This window comes from Streptomyces sp. NPDC001002 (assembly GCF_053599215.1).
Window position 1 is genome coordinate 1 of the sequence record NZ_JBSFLV010000106.1, and the last position, 15,045, is coordinate 15,045.

13 protein-coding genes are annotated in these 15,045 nt (G+C 71.6%); 10 read left to right on the forward strand and 3 right to left on the reverse strand.

Annotated features, from left to right (window positions below; all coding sequences use genetic code 11):
- Positions 1 to 441: 441 nt before the first annotated feature.
- Positions 442 to 960, reverse strand: a complete 519-nt coding sequence (locus tag ACWDR3_RS34715; protein WP_450356538.1) for a MarR family winged helix-turn-helix transcriptional regulator — start codon at positions 958 to 960, stop codon at positions 442 to 444.
- A 171-nt stretch (positions 961 to 1,131) separates the two neighbouring features.
- On the opposite strand from ACWDR3_RS34715, the gene ACWDR3_RS34720 reads away from it, so the two are divergent.
- Positions 1,132 to 1,647, forward strand: a complete 516-nt coding sequence (locus ACWDR3_RS34720; protein WP_450356539.1) for a YceI family protein — start codon at positions 1,132 to 1,134, stop codon at positions 1,645 to 1,647.
- A gap of 42 nt (positions 1,648 to 1,689) precedes the next feature.
- Here ACWDR3_RS34720 and ACWDR3_RS34725 read toward each other — a convergent pair whose 3' ends face one another.
- A complete protein-coding gene (locus ACWDR3_RS34725; protein WP_450356562.1) occupies positions 1,690 to 3,408 on the reverse strand; it encodes a hypothetical protein in 1,719 nt (572 codons plus the stop codon).
- A gap of 212 nt (positions 3,409 to 3,620) precedes the next feature.
- Here ACWDR3_RS34725 and ACWDR3_RS34730 point away from each other — a divergent pair, with 212 nt between their 5' ends.
- From ACWDR3_RS34730 to ACWDR3_RS34745, 4 genes are all read left to right on the forward strand, one after another.
- The gene (locus ACWDR3_RS34730) at positions 3,621 to 4,055 is read left to right on the forward strand and encodes a cell division protein SepF (protein WP_450356540.1); all 435 of its coding nucleotides are present in this window, start codon (positions 3,621 to 3,623) and stop codon (positions 4,053 to 4,055) included.
- 89 nt (positions 4,056 to 4,144) lie between these two features.
- On the forward strand, positions 4,145 to 5,365 hold the full coding sequence (locus ACWDR3_RS34735; RefSeq protein WP_450356541.1) for an AAA family ATPase: 1,221 nt from the start codon (positions 4,145 to 4,147) through the stop codon (positions 5,363 to 5,365).
- Complete coding sequence (locus ACWDR3_RS34740) at positions 5,362 to 5,703, forward strand: nucleotide pyrophosphohydrolase (RefSeq protein WP_450356542.1); 342 nt, start codon at positions 5,362 to 5,364, stop codon at positions 5,701 to 5,703. The genes ACWDR3_RS34735 and ACWDR3_RS34740 overlap by 4 nt, the downstream gene beginning before the upstream one ends.
- 176 nt (positions 5,704 to 5,879) lie before the next feature.
- A complete protein-coding gene (locus ACWDR3_RS34745) occupies positions 5,880 to 6,350 on the forward strand; it encodes a DUF6099 family protein (protein ID WP_450356543.1) in 471 nt (156 codons plus the stop codon).
- A 212-nt stretch (positions 6,351 to 6,562) separates the two neighbouring features.
- Here ACWDR3_RS34745 and ACWDR3_RS34750 read toward each other — a convergent pair whose 3' ends face one another.
- Positions 6,563 to 6,727, reverse strand: coding sequence for a hypothetical protein (locus ACWDR3_RS34750; RefSeq protein WP_450356544.1), 165 nt, complete (start codon positions 6,725 to 6,727; stop codon positions 6,563 to 6,565).
- 240 nt (positions 6,728 to 6,967) lie between these two features.
- Here ACWDR3_RS34750 and ACWDR3_RS34755 point away from each other — a divergent pair, with 240 nt between their 5' ends.
- The 5 genes from ACWDR3_RS34755 (at position 6,968) to ACWDR3_RS34775 (ending at position 14,995) form a co-directional block, all read left to right on the forward strand.
- Positions 6,968 to 7,891, forward strand: coding sequence for an LLM class F420-dependent oxidoreductase (locus ACWDR3_RS34755; protein WP_450356545.1), 924 nt, complete (start codon positions 6,968 to 6,970; stop codon positions 7,889 to 7,891).
- Between the two features lie 203 nt (positions 7,892 to 8,094).
- Positions 8,095 to 9,600, forward strand: a complete 1,506-nt coding sequence (locus ACWDR3_RS34760) for a 3' terminal RNA ribose 2'-O-methyltransferase Hen1 (RefSeq protein ID WP_450356546.1) — start codon at positions 8,095 to 8,097, stop codon at positions 9,598 to 9,600.
- On the forward strand, positions 9,597 to 12,167 hold the full coding sequence (locus tag ACWDR3_RS34765) for a polynucleotide kinase-phosphatase (protein ID WP_450356547.1): 2,571 nt from the start codon (positions 9,597 to 9,599) through the stop codon (positions 12,165 to 12,167). The genes ACWDR3_RS34760 and ACWDR3_RS34765 overlap by 4 nt, the downstream gene beginning before the upstream one ends.
- 174 nt (positions 12,168 to 12,341) lie before the next feature.
- A complete protein-coding gene (locus ACWDR3_RS34770) occupies positions 12,342 to 13,907 on the forward strand; it encodes a VMAP-C domain-containing protein (RefSeq protein WP_450356548.1) in 1,566 nt (521 codons plus the stop codon).
- The gene (locus ACWDR3_RS34775) at positions 13,907 to 14,995 is read left to right on the forward strand and encodes a MoxR family ATPase (RefSeq protein WP_450356549.1); all 1,089 of its coding nucleotides are present in this window, start codon (positions 13,907 to 13,909) and stop codon (positions 14,993 to 14,995) included. Before ACWDR3_RS34770 ends, ACWDR3_RS34775 begins: the two co-directional genes overlap by 1 nt.
- Positions 14,996 to 15,045: the final 50 nt, after the last annotated feature.

Genomic DNA, 15,045 nt, shown 5'->3' on the forward strand with positions numbered 1-15,045 from the left:
AGTCGAGTGCGGCGCCCGGCGTGCGGTGGCTGAGAGGGTTCGGCCATGCGCGGGCCGGGCGCTGCGTCCACCGCGCGGCGGCTTGCGTACGGCGTCTGCCGCGCGGCGGCCTGGGCGACGGCCGCGCTCGGGTCAACCGGTGGACGTGGACGCGGTCTTGATGGCCTGAGTCGAGTGCGGCGCCCGGCGTGCGGTGGCTGAGAGGGTTCGGCCATGCGCGGGCCGGGTGCTGCGTTCACCGTGCTGGGTTCACCGCGCGGCGGCTTGCGTACGGCGTCTGCCGCCCGGCGGCCTGGGCGACGGCCACGCTCGGGCCGACCGGTGGACGCGGAGCCGGTGTCGGTGGCCCGGCCTGAGCGCCGCGCTCACTGTGTCGTGGCTCGCGCCGCTCGGTGGCCGGGGAGCAACCCCCGCCACCCCGCGGGGACCGCGACGCCCCGGCTACTCCGTCGTCGGCGCCCCGCCGGCCGCCCGTTCCTCAAGGTCGGGCAGCAGCCCGCACACCGCCTCCCGCTCCGCGGGCCCCACGAACCGGGCGAGTGCCTTGCTGACGGCCTCGGCGAGGGCGCCCGAGGCTCCCTGGAGGAGGTCGCGGCCCTTCTCGGTGAGGGCGACCTGGACGCCCCGGCGGTCGCCGGAGACCGATGTGCGGGTGACCAGGCCGGCGTGCTGGATGCAGGCGATCTGGTAGGTGAGCCGGGTCTTCGGGCGGCCCAGGAGCTCCGCGATCTGTGTCATCCGCAGCCCCGTCCTGGGCTGCTCGGCGAGCAGGCACAGGATCAGGAACTCGTCGTGGGAGACATCGAGCCGCTCCTTCACGACCGACCGCAGCTGCTGCTCCACCGCTCCCGTCGCCGCCAGCAGGACCATCCACGCCCGAAGCTCCGGGGGCAGCAGGCCCTCACCGCTCGCGGACGGACATTGCGGCAGCTGGGCGGAGTGCTCCTCGGGGTCGGCCATGGCATCGAGTCTACCTGTTGTCCAATTTTGGACAGAGGGCATCGAGGCGGGTGTCGCGGAGGGTCTCGCCGAGAGTCTCGGGGGGTTGTCCAGATTTGGATAATGGGCTAGCGTCACAGTCATCCAAATTTGAAGCAACCAAATTTGAACTACCCGGAGTGGAGAACGATCATGACCGTCGCCGTGGAAACAGGCCTGTGGCAGCTCGACACCACCGCCTCCACCGTCGCCCTGCGGCACAAGACGATGTGGGGCATGGTCACCGTGAAGGGCACCCTGGATGCCGTCGAAGGCCAGGGCGAGGTGAGCGCCGACGGGTCCGCGACCGGCACCGTGACGCTGAACGCGGCCTCCATCGACACCAAGAACCGCAAGCGCGACGAGCACCTGCGCTCCGCCGACTTCTTCGACGTCGAGAACCACCCCGAGATCACCTTCGCCGTCCGCACCGCGGAACTGCGTGAGGGCGAGACCGTCGAGGTCGCCGGTCAGCTGACCGTGCGCGGCATCAGCCGCCCGCAGCCCGTCACCGCGAAGCTGACCGGCGCGAGCGCCGACGGGCTCACCCTGGACGCGGAGTTCACCGTGGACCGCGCCGAATTCGGCCTGGGCTGGAACCAGATGGGCATGATCCGCGGCCTGACCACGGTCACCAGCACCCTCCGCTTCGTACGCGCGCAGGCCTGACGCTCGTCAACCACCCTTTGTCCGTACGGAGCTGACGTTCCGTCAATCCCCCTTGTGGGCCTGCGCGATGGCACCCCGGTCCACGAGGTGCACGTAGACACTCGACAGCGTCTGCGGCGTCGCCGTGAACGCCCGCAGCCGTATCCGCGCGCTCTTCTTCGTCGACAGCGTGAACTTCCCCGCGGCCGGCCTGATCTCGACCCGTTCGGTGCGGTGGGCGGGGATCGTGACCGGGCCCGCCACCACGGACCAGTACTTGCTGGAGCCCTGGCTCATGGTCAGCATGTAGTGCGGGGTGAGCGCGGTGCCGTCCCTGTTGGTGACCCGCAGGGTCAGCCGCGTCAGGACGTTCGCCCGGATCCCGTGCGCCGCGGCCCGGCCCACCGCCGCGACCTGCATCTGCAACGGCGCCGAACCACTCACCGCGAGGACCGCGCTCAGCAGCGCCGGGGTGAGCGCCAGCACGGCCGCGGCCCCCAGCGTCGTACGCCGGTGCGGGCCGGACAGCGGGCGCGGGCGCGGCTGCCAGGCGCCCTCGAACTCCGCCGGGGGAGCGGTCACCGCCGCCGCCAGCCACAGCGGTGTCATCAGCAGGTAGTAGCCGTCCTGCGAGCGGGTCGCCAGATAGAAGGCGCACCAAGGCAGGACGGTCGCCGCGGGCCCGAGCCTGCGCATGAACAGCACCATCAGCACGAGCAGGCCCGCCGCGAGCAGCACACTCGCGTGCCCGTACCAGTCGAGGCGGTCGCTGCCGTCGGTGAAATAGAGCGAGATGTCCGCGAGACCCTGGCCGTGCAGGGTCGCGCCCTGCGTCAGCGGCAGCGCGACCCCTCGGATCCAGGTGCCCGGTTCGCTCACGATGAAGTACGTGTTGATCAGCAGCCACACGGTGGCCGCGATGCCGGTGATCCGCAGCACCAGCAGCCCCGCCGCCCGGCCGCCCAGTTCGCCCCGGCGCACCGCGTACACCCCGGCCAGCAGGAACGGCGCGAGGAACCACGGCAGTTGCTGTGCCGCGCACGCCGCGCCCAGACACGCGGCGCGGGCGATGTCGGCCGGGCCGAGGCGTCCGCCCCGGCCGATCCGGGGCCAGCGGACCACCACCGGGATCAGCAGGGCCAGCGCGGTGATCGCCGGGTAGCCGAGGCGGGCGTACATCGGCAGGAAGCCGAAGCCGAGGCAGGCCATCGTCGCCGCCGAGCGCCACGGCACGGGCAGCATCCGCCACAGCACGACCGTGCCCACGAGCAGCGCGCCCGTGCCCACCGCGGTGGCCGGGATGCCGCCGCGGCCCAGCCACAGCAGCGGCGCGGTCAGCAGCGGGACCAGCGGGGGATACCCGTACGTGAAGTCGTAACTCCCCGACACCGTCGGGGTGAGGGCGGCGCCGTGGCCGAAGAGCCAGGGCCAGGACTGTCCGTAGACGGGGTGCCCGGCGACCAGTGAGCGGGCTGCCTGGGTGGACAGCAGGGCCTCGTCGGAGCCGCCGTGGTTCATGAGCCAGGTGCACACCGCGAGGGTGATCGCGGTCGCCAGGACGCACAGGTCCAGGCGCGCCAGCGAGCGGGTCCGGCGGACCACCAGGGCCAGCACCCCGGACACCAGGATCGATACGTAACAGAGCGAGACCACCGCGGCCACGGGGAGGCGGTGGCTCGCGCCCTGGGTCCACACAGAGCGGGCGCCGATGAAGAGGCTGATGTCGGCGAGGAGGGTCAGGACGCGGTGCCACTGCGCGGGGGATTCCGGGACGGCGGACACCGCCGACCGGGTCCGCCGACCGGGTGCCACCAGCTGTGTTTCTGCCAAGTGCACGTCACGGGAGGCTAGTCGCGCCCGGTGAGCGGGGCGTCGCCGGAGGTGAAGAGTCCGGTGTGAGGCCGGTAAGGCTTCCTCCGGGGCCTCGGTGCCGGCCTTCCGTCCGGGTCGCGGACCGTGTCGCTGTTAGGCCGAACGGGTGACATGGCGTAAGAATGGCTGGTGCAGCAGTTGAGGACGAGTCAGTTCGGGGGGAGCCGGTGAACAGCCACGACGTCACCGATGAACAGTGGGAAGGGCTCGCCCAGGTCGTGCCACTGCGGGGCCGGGACGCCTGGCCGTCGGCCGTGGACCACCGCTCGCTGCCCGACGCGGAGACGGAGACCCGCCGCCGCTTCGTCGTCCTGCGGGTCAACATCTTCGCCGACGCCCGCGAGGTCGCCGAGACCCTCATGGCCGGCATCCCGGTCCTGCTCGACCTCAGCGGCGCGGAGACGGACGTCGCCAAGCGCGTCCTCGACTTCAGCACCGGTGTCGTCTTCGGCCTCGCCAGCGGCATGCACCGCGTCGACCGCAACGTCTTCCTGCTGACCCCGGCCGACACCGAGGTCACGGACCTGATCGAGGACGCGGGGGCGGCGGGCTCCTGACCCTGTCCTCCGGGGATGTGGTCCCTCGATCGTAGGAAGGTCTCCCGGGCGGAACGGTTCGCCTCCAGGCGGAGTCCTACGGTCCGGTCATGACCGTCCCTTCCGCGCGCCCCGAACCGGACGCAGCGCCTCCGCCCGCCGACCACGCGAGCGACGCCGTGGCGTCCACGCCCGCCCCGCCCGGCGACCGGACCCACCACGTCCGCCCCTGCGTCACCGAGCTCCGGCTCTCCGCGTTCGCCGGGCACCGGCAGGCCGGGCTCGCCCTCGGGCCCGTCACGCTGTTCGCCGGGCCCAGCGGGGCCGGCAAGACGACGGCCCTGCGGGCGTACGAGGCCTTGGCGCGCCTCGGCGGGGGCGGTGCCGTCGGTGACGTGTTCCCCGATGCCGCGGACTGCGTGCCCGAGCGGGCCCGGCCCGACGCGCAGCGGCGCCGGGGCTTCCGGATCGGCTGCACCGTCGATGGACCGGAGGGGCCGGTCCGGCTCGACGTCGCCGTACAGGCCGAGCCCGAACTGCGCATCGTGGGCGAGCGGTTGACGGCCGGCGGGCTCGTCCTGCTGGAGACCGCGCTGCGCGACCCGTCCCGCCCGTTCGTGCAGGCGGCCTGGCACACGGCGGGCTCGTCCCCCGTGACGCGGGCCCCGCTGCCCGACGACCGGCTCGGCACCGCGCTGCTGCCGTTACGCGTGGCCGGCAAGACCGACGGCCAGCGCCGCGTGCTCGCCGCCGCCGAGCAGATGGTGGTCGCCCTGCGCTCCGTCTTCGCCTGCGACCCGGACCCCGGCCGGATGCGCGCCCCCGTGCCGACCGGCTCCGGCCGGCTGCTCAGCGGCTGCGACAACCTCGCCGACGTGTTGTGGCGCACCCAGGCGGAGTGCGGCCGACGGCACGCGCAACTCGTCGCGGCGGTCCGCGGCGGCTGCGCCGGCGCCGTCACGGACGTACTCGCCGAACCCTTCGCCGACGGCACGGTCCGCGCGTTGCTGGACCGGGGCGACGGACACCGCACGGCCCTGCGCCGCCTGGGGGACGGCGAGTTGAGGTACCTGGCCCTCGCCCTGGTCCTGCTGACCGGGCCCGGGGTGCTGGAGGTGGATGCGGCCGGCGAGGTGCCCGCGGCGATGCAGGCGCTCACCGTGCTCGCCGACGGCTTCGACCGCTGTCTGGACCCCGGCCAGCGGAGTGAACTGCTGCGGCTGGCCACGCGGATGGCCGCCCGCGGACACATCCGGTTCGTCGCCGCGGTGAGCGACGCGTCCTGGGCCGCGGGGACGGCCGGAGTCACAGTGGTACACCTGGAGCCGTGACAGAACCACGCGACCCCGGGCCCCTCGACGTGCCGAAACTGCAGCGCAGACTGGCCGACTTCGCCGCCGCCCGCGACTGGCAGCAGTACCACACCCCCAAGAACCTCGTCGCGGCCCTCAGCGTGGAGGCCTCCGAACTGGTCGAGATCTTCCAGTGGTTGACGCCGGAGGAGTCGACGCGGGTGATGGACGACCCCGACTCGGCCCACCGCGTCACCGACGAGGTCGCCGATGTCCTCGCGTATCTGCTCCAGTTGTGCGAGGTGCTCGGCGTCGATCCGCTGGCGGCGCTGGCCGCGAAAATCGACCGCAACGAGCGCCGGTTCCCGCCCTCGTAAGGAGCCGTTCGATCCGTTTTCACTCTCCGCAGTCGAAGTCCCGCTCGAAATCGATTTGTTGTCCGCAGATTTCCGTCTTCCTCTGGCTTTTCGCCCCGCACGCGCTCACGCTGGGTAGTGGACAGCGGGGTTCGATGGACGTGCGGACAGCGCGTCGTGGCAGACGGGGACAGCGCATGGACGCGGTGCGGCTCATCGTGACGAGCAGACGTGCCCTGGCGGGATCCGGCGGTACGCCGGAGACCTTGACGGAGGTGTGGCAGGCGCAGGCCCTGGCCCAGGCGATAGGCAGTCGCCTCGCGGTCCACGGCCCACCCGAACTGCGCGGCGAGGCACTGGGGTTGACCGAACTGGCGGGCCGGGGCTGCGGCGTCCTGGACGCGCCGCAGCTCGCCATCGAGGATTTACGCGCGGCCCAGCTCACCGAACTGGGCGACGCCCGCCAGGCGCTGCTCTACCTCGGCGGCCTCCTCGGCGAGGTGGGCATCGCCCTCGTGGGCCTCGCCTGCGCCGCGGACGACGAGGGCACGTACTGGCAGTGCATGGAGGCCATCGACGCGGCGGACGAATCCAGGGACCGGGTCCGGGAGATGCTGCGCAAACTCACGGACGCGGAGCAGCGGTTGACGGAGAAGGAAGCGGGTTAGCTTCTCGGGTGCGGGTGCGGGTGCGGGTGCGGGTGCGGGTGCGGGCGCGGGTGCGGGTGCGGGTGCGGGCGCGGGGCGCCGGTGCCGGTCGCCAGGTGGCGGGTGGCGGTCGGCGGGTGGTGGTGGCACGTGGGAGGTGGCGGTGGGTTCCGGGCCGGCCGGACGAGAGGCGTGCGATGCCGAGCCGGCCGGGAGGTGATCCGGTCAGTCAGTCAGCCAGCCTCGGGCTCGTCGCCCGTTCGGCCCGCCGACTGCAGGTCCGCGTCCAGTGCCGACAGATCCGCGTTCAGCGCCGCCATGAGCTCCTCCATCTGCTGCAGCAACCCCTTGGGCTGGCCGGTGCCCCCGCCCTGCTGCGGCACGGATTCTTCGGACATGACGGCCTCCTAGGCCTGCCGGCCCCCGAGGAGGCCGATGCGGGTGACGCGCCGGTGACGACCGACCGGTGCGGGTGCCGGTCGGCCCGGCTCCGCTCCGGAGAACGATCACTGTCGGGCCGGGTCACTGGCACGTGCGGCCCGCGTGCACGGCGTTGACGCAATTTCACCCGACCGGGGACGGCCGTGGCCGGAGGGACCGGTGGGGTTGACCGGCACCGGAGCGTGCAGGATGGAGGCATGGATCTTCGCATCTTCACAGAGCCCCAGCAGGGCGCCACCTACGACACGTTGCTCGCCGTGGCGAAGGCCACGGAGGACCTTGGATTTGATGCATTTTTCCGGAGTGATCATTACCTCCGCATGGGCGCGACGGACGGCCTCCCCGGCCCCACCGACGCCTGGATCACCCTCGCCGGACTGGCCCGCGAGACCAAGCGGATCCGCCTCGGCACACTGATGACCGCCGGCACCTTCCGGCTGCCCGGCGTGCTCGCCATCCAGGTCGCCCAGGTCGACCAGATGTCCGGCGGCCGCGTCGAACTCGGCCTGGGCGCGGGCTGGTTCGAGGAGGAGCACACGGCGTACGGCATCCCCTTCCCGAAGGAGAAGTTCGCCCGCCTGGAGGAGCAGCTGGCCATCGTCACCGGACTGTGGGAGACGAAGCTCGGCGACACCTTCGACTTCCACGGCACCTACTACGACCTCAAGGACTCGCCCGCGCTGCCCAAGCCCGCGCAGGAGAAGATCCCCGTCCTGATCGGCGGCCACGGCGCCGTCCGCACCCCGCGTCTGACCGCGCGCTACGCCGACGAGTTCAACATCCCGTTCGCCTCCGTCGAGGACAGCGAGCGCCAGTTCGGCCGGGTGAAGGCCGCGGCCGTCGAGGCCGGGCGGCCCGCGAACGACCTCATGTACTCCAACGCGCTGGTCGTCTGCGTCGGCAAGGACGACCAGGAGGTCGCCCGCCGCGCCGCCGCCATCGGCCGCGAGGTCGACGACCTCAAGGCCAACGGTCTGGCCGGTTCCCCGGCCGAGGTCGTCGACCGGATCGGCAAGTTCGCCGAGATCGGTTCGCAGCGCATCTACCTCCAGATCCTCGACCTCTCCGACCTGGACCACCTGGAGCTGATCTCCGCCCAGGTGCAGTCGCAGCTGTCGTAGCGCCGGGAAATGGACTGCGGGAAATAGGCAGCGGGAAATAGGCAGCGCGAAATAAACAAAGGCGCCGGTCGGTGCCGTGTGCCAAGGTGAGACGGTCGTCCTGAAGGCCCCCAGGATCACCCCCTGGGGGCCTTCACGCGTACGTCACCACAACTCGTCCGTCGTCCGAATCATCCCGTCCACCCGGCCGGAGAGGCCCGCGCATGTTCCTGACCATCACCACCACCGGCACCCCCGAACGCCCCGCCACCGACCTCGGCTACCTGCTGCACAAGCATCCCGACAAGGCGCAGGCGTTCTCCACCTCCTACGGCACGGCGCACGTCCTCTACCCCGAGGCGGATGCCCAACGCTGCACGGCGGCGCTGCTGTTGGAGGTCGATGCGGTGGCGCTGGTGCGTCGGGGGAAGGGCAAGGGCCGTGGCGGAGCACCCGACGCGGCACTCGCGCAGTACGTCAACGACCGCCCGTACGCGGCCTCTTCGCTGCTCGCGGTGGCGCTGAGCGGTGTCTTCTCCAGCGCGATGAAGGGCGCCTGTCAGGCGAAGCCCGAACTCCCCGCGCAGGCACGGCCGTTGCGCATCGAGGTGCCCGCACTGCCCGCCCGCGGCGGCCCGGATCTCGTACAGCGGCTGTTCGAGCCGCTCGGCTGGACGGTCACCGTCGAACCGATCGCCCTGGACGCCGAGTTCCCGGAGTGGGGCGACTCGCGGTACGTGCGACTGGTCCTGGAGTCCGAGGCGCTGACCCTCGCCGCGGCCCTGCGTCACCTCTATGTGCTGCTGCCGGTGCTCGACGACGCCAAGCACTACTGGGTCGCGCCCGACGAGGTCGACAAGCTGCTCCGGGTCGGCGAGGGCTGGCTGCCGGAGCACCCCGAGCAGAAGCTGATCGTCGGCCGCTACCTCTCGCGCCGCTGGTCGCTGACCCGGGAGGCGATGGAGCGGCTTGAGCTGGTGCGGCTGGCCGAGGCCGACGACAGCGAGGTCGAGGACATCGACAACGCCGTCGAGGCGGAGACCGAGACGGAGCAGAAGCCGACCCCGCTCGCCGTGCAGCGCCGGGACGCGATCCTTGCCGCGCTGCAGGCGTCCGGCGCGGCCCGTGTGCTCGATCTCGGGTGCGGACAGGGCCAGTTGGTGCAGGCGCTGCTCAAGGACGTGCGGTTCACCGAGATCGTCGGCGTCGACGTGTCGATGCGTGCGCTCACCATCGCTTCCCGGCGGCTCAAGCTGGACCGGATGGGGGAGCGGCAGGCCTCGCGCGTGAAGCTCTTCCAGGGCTCGCTCGCCTACACCGACAACCGGCTCAAGGGGTACGACGCCGCCGTGCTCAGCGAGGTGATCGAACACCTCGACCTGCCCCGGCTGCCGGCCCTGGAGTACGCGGTGTTCGGCGCGGCCCACCCGCGCACGGTCCTGGTGACCACCCCGAACGTCGAGTACAACGTGCGCTGGGAGACCCTCCCGGCCGGCCACGTCCGGCACGGCGACCACCGCTTCGAGTGGACGCGGGACGAGTTCCGCGCCTGGGCGGCCGCGGTCGCCGAACGGCACGGCTACGGCGTGGAGTTCGTACCCGTCGGACCGGACGACCCCGAGGTGGGCCCGCCCACGCAGATGGCCGTGTTCAGGATCGAGGACGCGACCGAGAAGAACAGCGGGACAGAGAAGAACGACAAGAGCGAGAAGGAGGCGAAGGCAGCATGAGTGAGGCAACTGAGGCAACCGAGACGCAGGTGACCCAGAAGCGGGGCCGGGTCCTCCCCGTCACCGACCTCTCCCTCGTCGTCCTCGTCGGTGCCTCCGGCTCCGGCAAGTCCACCTTCGCGCACCGGCACTTCAAGCCGACCGAGGTCATCTCCTCCGACTTCTGCCGCGGCTTGGTCTCCGACGACGAGAACGACCAGGGCGCGACGAAGGACGCCTTCGACGTCCTGCACTACATCGCGGGCAAGCGCCTGGCAGCCGGCCGCCGCACGGTCGTGGACGCGACCAGCGTGCAGCAGGACTCTCGGCGTCAACTGATCGACCTGGCCAAGCAGTACGACGTACTGCCCATCGCCATCGTGCTGGACGTGCCGGAGGAGGTGTGCGCCGCGCGCAACGCGGGCCGCACCGACCGGGCCGACATGCCCCGCCGGGTCATCCAGCGGCACATCCGCGAACTGCGCCGCTCGGTACGCCACTTGGAGCGCGAGGGCTTCCGCAAGGTGCACGTCCTGCGGGGTGTCGAGGACATCGAGGGCGCCACGGTCGTCACCGAGAAGCGCTTCAACGACCTGACCCACCTCACCGGACCCTTCGACATCATCGGCGACATCCACGGCTGCGCCGCCGAACTGGAGTCGCTCCTTGCCAAGTTGGGCTACGCCGACGGCGCGCACCCGGACGGCCGTACCGCCGTCTTCGTCGGCGACCTGGTCGACCGCGGCCCGGACTCGCCCGGCGTGCTGCGTCGCGTGATGTCCATGGTCGGTTCCGGCAACGCCCTCTGCGTCCCGGGCAACCACGAGAACAAGTACGGCCGCCACCTCAAGGGTCGCAGGGTCCAGCACACCCACGGCCTCGCCGAGACCATCGAGCAGATGGCGGGCGAGAGCGACGAATTCGCCGCCCAGGTAAGGGAGTTCATCGACGGACTGGTCAGCCACTACGTCCTGGACGGCGGCAAGCTGGTCGTCTGCCACGCGGGCCTGCCCGAGAAGTACCACGGCCGCACCTCCGGCCGGGTCCGCTCGCACGCCCTCTACGGCGACACCACCGGCGAGACCGACGAGTTCGGGCTGCCCGTGCGCTACCCGTGGGCCGAGGACTACCGAGGCAGGGCGGCCGTCGTCTACGGCCACACCCCCGTCCCGGAGGCGAGCTGGCTCAACAACACCATCTGCCTGGACACCGGCGCCGTCTTCGGCGGCAAGCTCACCGCGCTGCGCTGGCCGGAGCGGGAACTGGTCGACGTACCGGCCGAGCGGGTCTGGTACGAGCCGACCCGCCCGCTGCGCACGGAGGCACCCGGCGGACACGACGGGCGCCCGCTCGACCTGGCGGACGTGCACGGCCGCCGCGCGGTGGAGACCCGGCACGCCGGCCGGGTCGCGGTGCGCGAGGAGAACGCGGCGGCGGCCCTGGAGGTCATGAGCCGCTTCGCGGTCGACCCGCGCCTGCTCCCGTACCTCCCGCCGACCATGGCCCCGACGGCGACCTCGCAGATCGAGGGCTTCTTGGAGCACCCGGCGGAGGCGTTCGCGCAGTTCGCCCAGGACGGGGTCGCGCGGGTCGTGTGCGAGGAGAAGCACATGGGCTCGCGAGCGGTGGCACTGGTGTGCAAGGACGCGGAGGCGGCCGCGAAGCGCTTCGGCGTGAACGGCCCCACCGGCTCCCTCTACACCCGCACGGGCCGCCCCTTCTTCGACGACGGAGCGGTGACGGAGGACATCCTCAGCCGCCTCCGCACGGCCGCCACCGAGGCCGGCCTCTGGGCCGAACTCGAAACGGACTGGCTCCTGTTGGACGCCGAACTGATGCCGTGGTCGCTGAAGGCGTCCGGCCTGCTGCGCTCGCAGTACGCGGCGGTCGGCGCCGCGTCCGGGGCGGTGTTCCCGGGTGCGCTGGCCGCTCTGGAAGGCGTGGCGGCACGGGGCGTAGAGGTGACGGACCTCCTCTCCCGCCACCGCGAACGAGCCGCGGACGCGGCGGCGTTCACTGACGCATACCGCCGCTACTGCTGGCAGACGGACGGCCTGGACGGCGTACGCCTGGCACCCTTCCAGGTCCTCGCGGTCCAGGGCCGCAGCCTCGCCGGACTCCCGCACGACCAGCAACTGGCCCTCCTGGACCGGCTGGTGGAGCACGACGGCAGCGGCCTGCTCCAGACCACCCGCCGCCTCTACGTCGACACCGCCGACCCCGAGTCGGTCCGGGCCGGCATCGACTGGTGGCTGGAGATGACGGGCCGCGGCGGCGAGGGCATGGTCGTCAAGCCCCTCGACGCCCTGACCCGCACCACGGAGGGCCGCCTGGTCCAACCCGGCATCAAGTGCCGGGGCCGGGAGTACCTCCGGATCATCTACGGCCCGGAGTACACCCGCCCCGACAACCTCACCCGCCTGCGCCGCCGCTTCCTCAACCACAAGCGCTCCCTGGCGATCCGCGAGTACGCCCTGGGCCTGGAGGCCCTGGACCGACTGGCAGAGGGCGAGCCGCTGTGGCGGGTGCACGAGGCGGTGTTCGGGGTGCTGGCGTTGGAGTCCGAGGCGGTGGATCCTCGGCTCTGAACCGGCGGACGGCTTCCCGGCCGTCGCCCAGGGTGACCCGGTCCGAACCGGCCGGGTCACCCTGCCACAGGCACACCGGTTCCGTGCGCTGTTGTGAACTTGACCTGGTTCTGCCGAGGCCGTCGTGCTAGCTTCGCTGGTCAGTCAGGTGAACCGGCTCATGGGGGAAGGTCGGTGGAAACGGCGGCGGGATTAAGCGAGTTCGGGCGCGCACCGGGCAGGGACCTGCTGTTCCGTCTGACCGAAGCCCTGTGCGGGCTCGGTTGTCTGGACGACCAGGCCGGGCGCACATACTTTGCGACGCTGCTCTCCGAGCAGTTGAACCTGCGCGTCGACCTCCGCGGTGTCAAACAGCGCGAGGACGTCATCGCCATGGCTCGGGCGGCGCTCAGCGTCATGGCGGGGGAGCGCATCCTGATCGATGTCGTCCGCGTCTTCGAGGGAGCGTCGGTCGCCGACCGGTTCGAGCAGTTGCTCACCCCTCCTGCCGCGTCCAGCGGCGTGGCCTCGCCGCTGTTCGGCCCGCTCAGCGAGGAGGACGTCGGCTCCGCCCTTGCCCTGCTGGACGATGCCGAGACGAGGCTGTCCGAGATCGGGCTGCGGGACGGGCTCGCGGGTGAGCTGCATCTCGACCTGCCGCTGCATCTGTCGGTCATTCAACTCTTCAGCTTCGTACTGGAGTTGAACGTCCAGCCCGACGGACTGCCGCCCGCCGTCCTGCTGATGGAGCACGCGGCGCTGCAGTCCAGGAACCCGGGCCGAAGGCTCGCCTTCTCGGCCTGGTCCCATCGCTGGGCCGACCGCGCGGGGCTGCTGGCGGAGCTTGAGCAACGCAGGTCCGAGCGGATGGTCGTGACAACGGACGCGTCGATTCCCAGGTGCCTGGTCGTCGCCGTCGACCCGGCCCGCGACGGCTCCGGGGACATCGTCGTCCGGCCGTGGCTGAACACCGTACCCGGGCGTTGGCATCCGCAACCCGCCGAACCCGAGACGACCGGTCTGGACGGGCTCGGCCCGGCGGTCGAGCGCGCCCTGCGCCAGGTGATCCGGCTCTCGCCAAGGCGCCAGGAACAAGTCCCCCTGGGCATCCCGCAATCGCCCCCCTACGTCGAGTTCGTGCTGCCCTACGACCTCCTCAACCACGATGTGGCCGGGCTGAGGCTGCGCTCCGGTGACGGCAAGCCACTGCCGCTGGCCCTGAAGTACGGGGTGCATCTGCGCAGTCTGGAACGGATGCGCACGGACGACGCCCTGGTCCGGACGCAGTGGCTGGAGCGCTGGAACACCCTGCAGAGCCAGGGCATCGGCGTGCACGGCTGGCAGGCCCGTGACGCCGACCGGCTCGACGAGTGGCTGGCCTCCCTGGCCGCCGAACCGAGCCGTACGGCCGTGGTGATCGACGCCCCCGACGGCGGCGCCGCGACGGACGCGCTCAAGGCGGCCATCGCGGAAGGGGTCGGCCTCGCCGTCTGGGACCGGCGCGGCGAGTTCCTGGAGGAGCGGCGCGAGGTGGTCACGGCGGTGTTCGCCGCGGTACCGGCGTGCGCCCAGATACCCATCGCGATCCACCGTCTGCGCCGCACGGCCGAGTTGGACGTGGCCGGACTGCTCCTGCTGGGCCGCCACATCGCGTTCTTCTGGGACGACCCCTACCGGCTGGTGGACATCCAGGTCGTCGTGGACGACCTCGCCGTGAGCGGCAAGAGTGCCGAGAGCACAGACAGCGAGGAGAGTGCGTGATGAGCGTGCCAGAGGTGCAGGGCCGGCAGGAATGGCACGTCTTCCACGCCACCGGACGTGCCCCCGACGGCATGCCGCCCGAGATGCCGGAGCCGCCGCCCTGGCGCAGGTTCCGCGGCGACCCGCCGCTGCCCGCGCCGCCCGACGACGAGGAGGCCGCGCTGCGCCGCCTGGGACCCGGCGACGTGATACGCCAACTCGGCGCCGAGGAGAGCGACATCATCAACGCGGCGCTGCTGCTGCGCAGGCCGCTGCTGATCACCGGGCCGCCCGGCATCGGTAAGTCCACCCTCGCCTTCCTCATCGGCCGCGAACTCGGCCTCGGGCGGGTCCTCGAATGGAACATCGTCAGCCGCACCACACTGCGCGACGGGCTCCACACGTACGACGCCCTGGGACGGGCACAGGCCATCGCCGCCTGGCGGGCGGGACTGCGGGAGGAGTTCGGCGAGGAGCCCGAAGAGGGGGCGGTCGACGACACGGAGGGTGTCATCCCGACGGACCGCCAACCGACGCCCACACTGGGAGAGTTCATCTCCCTCGGCGCTCTGGGCACGGCCCTGCTGCCCTACCGTCGCCCGCGCGTCCTGCTCATCGACGAGCTGGACAAGAGCGACATCGACCTGCCCAACGACCTGTTGCATGTCCTGGAGAACGGCAGCTACGAGATACCCGAACTGGTGCGTGACGCGGCCGAGTCGGCCCGTGTCCACACCAGCGACCCCGGCGGGCACGCGGTGGTGCGCGAGGGCAGGGTGGAGTGCCGGGAGTTCCCGGTCGTGGTGATCACCAGCAACGGGGAGCGGGAGTTTCCGGCGGCCTTCCGCAGGCGCTGCCTGCCGCTGGAGATGCGGCCGCCCACCCGGGAGCAGCTGCTGGCCATCGTGGAGAGCCACTTGAGGGCCCGCCCGGAAGGGGCGGAGCGCCTGGTGGACGAGTACATCCGCCGGGTGCGCAGCGGGGGCACCCACTCGCTCGACCAGTTGCTGAACGCGGTGCAGTTGACTACTGCGGGTGGTTTTCAAGCCGATACCGACGGGCGTAAGCTCGTCGAAATGCTCCTCCGCGACCTCGCGAAGGGCCGCTGAATGACCGGTTTACCCCGGGAGCGGGCACCTGGACCCGACGAATTCGGTGC

What these genes read in the sequence shown, in the direction of transcription:
- ACWDR3_RS34765 (WP_450356547.1), top strand. Translation starts at nt 9,597, where the DNA reads ATGAGTGAGGCAACTGAGGCAACCGAGACGCAGGTGACCCAGAAGCGG.
- ACWDR3_RS34775 (WP_450356549.1), top strand. Translation starts at nt 13,907, where the DNA reads ATGAGCGTGCCAGAGGTGCAGGGCCGGCAGGAATGGCACGTCTTCCAC.
- ACWDR3_RS34745 (WP_450356543.1), top strand. Translation starts at nt 5,880, where the DNA reads ATGGACGCGGTGCGGCTCATCGTGACGAGCAGACGTGCCCTGGCGGGA.
- ACWDR3_RS34755 (WP_450356545.1), top strand. Translation starts at nt 6,968, where the DNA reads ATGGATCTTCGCATCTTCACAGAGCCCCAGCAGGGCGCCACCTACGAC.
- ACWDR3_RS34735 (WP_450356541.1), top strand. Translation starts at nt 4,145, where the DNA reads ATGACCGTCCCTTCCGCGCGCCCCGAACCGGACGCAGCGCCTCCGCCC.
- ACWDR3_RS34750 (WP_450356544.1), bottom strand. Translation starts at nt 6,727, where the DNA reads ATGTCCGAAGAATCCGTGCCGCAGCAGGGCGGGGGCACCGGCCAGCCC.
- ACWDR3_RS34730 (WP_450356540.1), top strand. Translation starts at nt 3,621, where the DNA reads ATGGCTGGTGCAGCAGTTGAGGACGAGTCAGTTCGGGGGGAGCCGGTG.
- ACWDR3_RS34715 (WP_450356538.1), bottom strand. Translation starts at nt 960, where the DNA reads ATGGCCGACCCCGAGGAGCACTCCGCCCAGCTGCCGCAATGTCCGTCC.
- ACWDR3_RS34760 (WP_450356546.1), top strand. Translation starts at nt 8,095, where the DNA reads ATGTTCCTGACCATCACCACCACCGGCACCCCCGAACGCCCCGCCACC.
- ACWDR3_RS34720 (WP_450356539.1), top strand. Translation starts at nt 1,132, where the DNA reads ATGACCGTCGCCGTGGAAACAGGCCTGTGGCAGCTCGACACCACCGCC.